We start from the raw sequence: 4,900 nt of genomic DNA, 5'->3' as shown, positions 1-4,900 counted from the left end.
TCTTTTGCCTCGTTGATCCTGCTCGCCCTGGTGGCAGCTTTGGCGGGCTGCGCCAACCTGAACGTCGTCGAGAGCGACGTGTCCACTTACAGCCAGTGGCCCACCGAGCGCAAACCCACGACCTACGCCTTCGAGCGCCTGCCCTCGCAACAGGCCCGCCCGCAAGAGCAGGCCGAGCTCGAAGCGGCGGTGCGGCCCGCGCTGGCCACCGCCGGTTTCACCGAGGTGGCCGACATCAAGACCGCCGACGTGACGGTGCAGGTGGGCGCACGTGTGTCACGCACCGATCGCTCACCGTATGACGACCCGTTCTGGTGGCGCGGCGGCGTGTATTACTCACGCTGGGGTCGACCCTTCTGGGGGCCGAGTTTTGCCCTGTCCGCCGAAAGCCCGCGCTACGACCGCGAGGCGGCGGTGCTGATCCGCGACCGGCAGAGCAACCAGCCGCTGTATGAAGCGCGCGCCATGAACGACGGCCTGACAGCGGGTGGCACCCGGCTGATGGGCGGGCTGTTCCTGGCGGCGATGAAAGACTTTCCGCAAAGCGGCATCAACCCGCGCCGGGTCAGCGTGCAGCTGCCGCCCTGACACAACCCGTCAAGGCGCGCGGGCCGCGTCGGCCGCCAGCGCGCGTGCGTCTTCTTCCCACGACTTGAGCTTCTTCACCGCCACCAGGCGCTGCTCGCGGCTGGTGCTGTTGTGCAACTCGGCGGCCACTTTGCAGTTGTACTCATGCAGGCGCGCCTGGTAGCGGGTGTAAGCCTCGCGCGGCGAGCGCTGCGCGTTCGCCACCAGCGTGCGTATCGCGGCGAGCGTCGGTTCTGCCGGGGGGCGCTCGTTCACCAGGCGGCGCAGTGTCTTGAGCACGTCTTGCTGGCGCAGCATGCGCTCTTGCAGCCACAACTGGGCGTCGAAAGGTGAGGCGGCGATGGCGCGCGCCAGGTTGGCATGCTGGGTGTCGTCGAGGCTGCCGTAGAGCATCTCGGCGCGGTTGACGGCGCGCTCGACCGACTTTTCCAGCCGCTCGGCGGGGTCGGCCTGCAGGTAGTCGCTGCGGAACTCGGCATTGACCTTGGCGTATTTGCGCTCGATGTGGGCCACCTGCGCGAGGGTGAGGCTTTGCACCGTCTCCACCGCGGCGGGCAGGGCCCGCTCGATCATCGGGTCGAGGCGGCCCCAGGCTTGCTGGTAGAGGCTGCACACCTGCGCTGGCGTCACACGCCCGTTGGCCTGTGACTGGAGGGTGAGCAGGAACTGCGCGTAGTCGGGCAGCTGGGTCGCGCGGTGCCAGCGAAACCAGGCCGCGAGCGCGTCGCGTGCACGCGGGGTCTGCTCGTCGTTGAAGTCGGCGTAACCGTCGAGCCACCAGTACGCGAGGTCTGGGCCCTGGCCGTAGGCGAAGCGCACCGCGCCACACCCGGAAAGCAGGGTCGCCAGCGCCAGCATCGAAACGATAATCAGGGACTTCCAGGAAGGAAATTGCATGGCGCTCGACATCGTGATCATGGCCGCGGGCAAAGGCACCCGCATGAAATCCAGCCTGCCCAAGGTGCTGCACAAGCTGGCTGGGCGCAGTCTATTGCAGCATGTGCTGGATACCGCAGGCAAGCTGGGGGCTGATCGCATCGTCACCATCACCGGCCACGGTGCCGAGCAGGTGGAGGTCGCGGTGCAAGCACCCCACCTGCAGTTCGTGCGCCAGATGCCGCAGCTCGGCACCGGCCATGCCGTGCAGCAGGCCGTGCCAGCGCTGCATGCCGAGGGCACCACGCTGATCCTCAACGGCGACGTGCCGCTGATCACCGCCCACACCGCACGCGCGTTGGTCGAAGCCTGCGGCGGCACGAAGCTCGCGCTGCTGACGATCGAACTCAACGACCCGACGGGTTATGGCCGCATCGTGCGGCAAGGTGACGCAGTGAGCGCCATCGTCGAGCACAAGGATGCAACGCCCGAGCAGCGCCAGATCCGCGAGATCTACACCGGCATGATGGCCGTGCCGACGGCCGCGTTGAAGCGCTGGTTGAGCCAGTTGAAAAACGACAACGTGCAAGGCGAGTACTACCTGACCGACATCGTCGCGATCGCGGTGGCCGATGGCACGCCGGTGGTGGCCGCGCAGCCGAAGGGCGAGGCCGAGGTGCTGGGCGTCAACAGCCCGCTGCAACTGGCCGACCTGGAGCGCCGCCACCAGCACGCTCTGGCCGAGCGCTTCATGGAAGACGGCGTGCGCCTGGCCGACCCGGCACGCTTCGACGTGCGCGGCGAGCTGCACTGCGGCAGCGACGTCGAGATCGACATCAACTGCATCTTCGAAGGCCAGGTGCATCTCGGCAGCGGCGTGCGCATCGGCGCGAGCTGCGTGATCCGCAACGCCCACATCGCCGACAACGTGGTGATCCACCCTTTCACCCACATCGATGGCGGTGGTGACGAAAGCCAGCAGGGCGTGAAGGTCGGCGCGGGCTCGGTGATCGGCCCCTTCGCCCGCCTGCGCCCCGGCGCCGAGCTGGCCGAAGAGGTGCACATCGGCAACTTCGTCGAGGTGAAAAACTCCACCCTGGCCAAGGGCGCCAAGGCCAACCACCTCGCCTACCTGGGCGACGCCACGGTGGGCGAGCGCGTCAACTACGGCGCCGGCAGCATCACCGCCAACTACGACGGCGCCAACAAGCACCGCACCGTGATCGGCAACGACGTGCACGTGGGCAGCAACTGCGTGCTGATCGCCCCGGTGACCCTGGGCGACGGCGCCACCATCGGCGGCGGCTCGACCATCAGCAAGAACGTGGCCGTCGGCGACCTGGCCGTGGCGCGCGGCAAGCAAATGGCGATTTCGGGCTGGGCCCGGCCGGTCAAAAAACCTTAGGCCACCGTCAGGCTGCGCGAGGCGACCCAGGCCTCGAAGTCGGCCAGCGGCAGCGGCGGGCTGATGAGCGTGCCTTGCAGCTCATCACAGTCGAGCCGCGCAAGGAAACTGCGCTGGGCTTCGGTCTCCACACCTTCGGCGATCACCGACAAACCCAGGCCTCGCGCCATTTGCACGATGGCACGCGCGATGGCGGCCGAATCGGTCTCGCTCGGCAGGCCCAGCACGAAAGAGCGGTCGATCTTCATCTTGTCGATGGGCAGCTCTTTGAGGTGTGCGAGCGAGGAGTAGCCGGTGCCGAAGTCGTCGACCGAGATGCGGATGCCCATCTCCTTGAGTTCACCGAGCTTGCGCTTCACCTCGGGCAGGTCGTCCATCAACATGCGCTCGGTGAGCTCGAATTCGAGCAGGTCGCCGCTCACCCCTTCTTCGCGCAGCAGCTGCTCGATCAGCGCGGTGAAGCCGCTGGTCTGGAACTGCACGGTCGAGAGGTTGACCGCCACCGGCACGCCGACCATGCCGGCCGCGTGCCAACGCCGCGCACAACGCGCCGACTCGCGCAGCACCCATTGGCCGATGGGCAGCATCAGGCGCTGCTGCTCGGCCAGCGGAATGAAAGCGTCGGGCAGCAGGAGCCCGCGCTCGGGGTGGTTCCAGCGGATGAGCGCCTCGGCACCCACCAGCACGCCGTCGCGCGAGCGCACCTGCGGCTGGAAGTAGAGCTCGAACTCACCGCGCGCCAGGGCCTGCGCCATCTGGCTCTCGAGCACCAGGGCAGCGTAGGCCGAGCTCGCCATCTCGGGGGTGAAAAACTGGAAGTTGGCGCGCCCGCGCGACTTGGCCAGGTACATGGCGGTGTCGGCGTTCTTGATCAAATCGTCGGCCGTCTCGCCGTCGTGCGGGAACATCGACACGCCGATCGACGGTGTGACCGAGATCAGCCGCCCATCGACGTTGACCGGCACCTCGATGGCCGCAAGCAGCTTTTGCGAAACCTCTTCGACGTCCATGCGTTGCAGCGTGCGCGGCAGCAGCACGATGAACTCGTCGCCGCCGAAACGGGCCACCACGTCGGTGGTGCGCAGGGTTTCGGTGATGCGCCGCCCGAGCGTCTGCAAGAGCGTGTCGCCGACCAGGTGGCCGAGCGAATCGTTGACCCGCTTGAAGTGGTCGAGGTCGATGAAGAGCAGCGCTACCTGCGAATCGTCGCGCCGCGCGGCCGCGATCATGTGGCCCAGGTGGTCCATCAGGCTCACGCGGTTGGGCAGGCCGGTCAGCACGTCGTGGTGCGCCATGTGGTGGATGTGGGCCTGCGCGGCGTGGCGGTCGCGGATGTCGCGAACGATGGTCATGCGCATGCGCTCGCCGTGGCGCTCGATGGTGCGCACGATGAACTCGATGGGCATGCGGCGCCCGTCCTTGTGCAGGATCACGCTTTCGTAGGAGGTCTCTTCGCCGGCTTCCATGATCGCGGCCACCTTGCCCACGTGATCGGGGGGCACGAAGTCGAGCACGTAGCGCCCGAGCAATTCGTCGAGCGTGAAGCCCACCAGCTCGCACAGGGGCGGGTTGGCGTCGGTGATGTAGCCACTCTTGTGGAACAGGATGCCTTCGACGCTGGCCTGCATGAACTTGCCCAGGCGCTCTTCGGATTCGCGCACCGACTGCTCGGCGAGGCGGTGTTTGGTGATGTCGGTGATGAGCACGAAGGCCGCGAGCATCGTGCCATCGAGCCCGATGTGGGGAATGAGGTTGACCTCCAGCCAGTGGCGTGTGCCATCGGGCGCACGCAGCTCGCGTTCATACGAGGTGGCCTTGTGTTCGAACAACACGTAATCCACATAAGGCTGGATGGCTTCAGACGCGTCTTTGCCGATGATCTCGGCGAAAGTGCAGCCAATCACCGAGTGCTCGTCGAAGCCGAAGGTGTGGGCATACAGCTTGTTGGCGAACAAGCAGCGGAAGGAGCCTGCCTCGAACGAAGAGATGAGCACCGGCACGTTGTCGGCCAGCAGCTGGAATTGGTCGGCG

The 4,900-nt window shown here is 66.8% G+C and carries 4 protein-coding genes; 2 read left to right on the top strand and 2 right to left on the bottom strand.

Annotated features, from left to right (window positions below):
- Positions 1–588 (top strand): DUF4136 domain-containing protein (locus tag RMO40_RS10555; protein ID WP_309720323.1); only part of this gene is annotated, 588 nt, incomplete at its 5' end.
- Between the two features lie 9 nt (positions 589–597).
- Here RMO40_RS10555 and RMO40_RS10550 read toward each other — a convergent pair.
- On the bottom strand, positions 598–1,446 hold the full coding sequence (locus RMO40_RS10550) for a DUF6279 family lipoprotein (protein ID WP_309720319.1): 849 nt from the start codon (positions 1,444–1,446) through the stop codon (positions 598–600).
- 37 nt (positions 1,447–1,483) lie between these two features.
- On the opposite strand from RMO40_RS10550, the gene glmU reads away from it, so the two are divergent.
- Positions 1,484–2,869: a bifunctional UDP-N-acetylglucosamine diphosphorylase/glucosamine-1-phosphate N-acetyltransferase GlmU gene (glmU, locus tag RMO40_RS10545; RefSeq protein WP_309720315.1), complete on the top strand. Its 1,386-nt coding sequence runs from the start codon at positions 1,484–1,486 to the stop codon at positions 2,867–2,869.
- Here the strand turns inward: glmU and RMO40_RS10540 are convergent.
- On the bottom strand, positions 2,866–4,900 hold a 2,035-nt coding region (locus RMO40_RS10540; protein ID WP_309720312.1), incomplete at its 5' end, for an EAL domain-containing protein. The genes glmU and RMO40_RS10540 overlap by 4 nt on opposite strands.

It is taken from the genome of Rhizobacter sp. (assembly GCF_031412075.1).
Taxonomy (GTDB): domain Bacteria; phylum Pseudomonadota; class Gammaproteobacteria; order Burkholderiales; family Burkholderiaceae_C; genus Rhizobacter.
The sequence above is the reverse complement of the archived record's forward strand: the minus strand, read 5'-3'. Positions and strand labels throughout refer to the sequence as shown.